We start from the raw sequence: 1,513 nt of genomic DNA on the forward strand, positions 1-1,513 counted from the left end.
CGTCGAAATTACGGTTAAAAACTTCATAATTTCGTTTAATTTATTGCCCATAGTGGACATATAAACATCCATCAAACTCGCCGCTAATTCTCGATAAGCTTCGATAATTTCCAGAATTTGAATGACGTGGTCGTAGGAATCCCGAAAATAAATTTGTACTTCATCGCTGACTATACCATGATGGTCACGCATGAGTAGATGTAGGACATTTCGCATCGGCCAAATTAAGCGACGCAGTGCCAATAATTCCCGACGGACATCATAGATTTCCTGCATTGTATCTCGATCGGGATTACTAATGATCATATCTTCCAACGCTTCAATCCGATCTTCGTAGTGTTCTACCACGGGAAAATAACCATCGATAATCGTATCTAATAATAAATAGGTTAAATAATCCGCCCCCGATTTCCGTACTCGTCCCTGGGAAGTGCGAATTCGATCTCTGACTATCTCAAAACAGTCCTGTAATTCCTCCTCTTGAAAACTTAAAAGATAGCGTTTTCCCAAGACAAAACTCACTTGTTCTGTATCAAAACCGCTTTCATCTTCTTTCAGTCGCACCATCTGAGAAATCACTAACAATTGATTGTTATAATCTTCTAACTTGGGACGCTGCGGCACATTAACCACATCTTCTAATAACAAAGGATGCAGATTAAAAATTTCCCCTACTTGTTTTAAAACCGTCTCACTCCCTAACCCTTGAATATCCATCCAAGACACGGTATTTGTGCCAATATAGGGGGCGCAAGCATTGGGAGTAATATCCACCTTGCGAATGGCGTTATCTTCATCGTAGTCGATTAAAATAATCCGCGAGGGTTTGGCATCCGGTTCGATAATTAATGTCCCCGGTTCACTACCCGGTTCATCATAAAAATAATCGAAGTAGTCTTCTTCCTCGTCTCCATCGGTATCGGGACGATTGTTAACGAATATATCAGGTTGTAGTTGGGTCATAAGCTTACAACAATCTGGCTAATTTGGGCAATAAGAAAACAGAAAAGTTAAAAAATTTAATTTGCCTAAAGTTACTATCTATCGCCATGAGATTACATTGACATACTCCCACCGTCAAGCTACGCTGTGACGGGGGATTCTTTCCACATCGCTGTTAGAAATTCCTTGTTCAACGAGACAACTTAGATTCTCAATGTCTCCACTGAAAACCCAGAGGTCGGACTCTCCCAAGGCGTTTGGTTCGGTTTCTGTTTGCCCAACAGTACCGTTGAGATAATTTCCCAAGTATTGTAACCCTTTTTTAAGAATGTTGATTGCTGCATTATGATCCCTATCTAAGACTGTTTGACAATTAGGACATTGATGAGTTCTAGTGCTTAAGGTTTTTTGAACTCTCGTCCCACAAACTGAACAATCTTGAGTCGTGAAATGTGGTGGTACAGCAACACAAACAATCCGATAAATCTTGGCAAAATAATTCAACCATTCAGTGAATTGATACCAAGAAGCATCACTGATCGACTTGGCAAGTTTACGGTTTTTGACTAAG

General features: G+C 40.2%; 2 protein-coding genes. Both read right to left on the minus strand.

Going from position 1 to position 1,513, the window contains the following annotated elements:
- Nucleotides 1-963 (minus strand): magnesium/cobalt transporter CorA (corA, locus tag PX482_RS26195; protein ID WP_288123215.1); only part of this gene is annotated, 963 nt, incomplete at its 3' end.
- 114 nt (nt 964-1,077) lie between these two features.
- Nucleotides 1,078-1,513: RNA-guided endonuclease InsQ/TnpB family protein (locus tag PX482_RS26200; protein ID WP_288123216.1), on the minus strand; the 436-nt coding region annotated here is incomplete at its 5' end.

Source organism: Microcystis sp. M53602_WE12, assembly GCF_030065455.1.
Classification (GTDB): Bacteria; Cyanobacteriota; Cyanobacteriia; order Cyanobacteriales; family Microcystaceae; genus Microcystis; species Microcystis aeruginosa.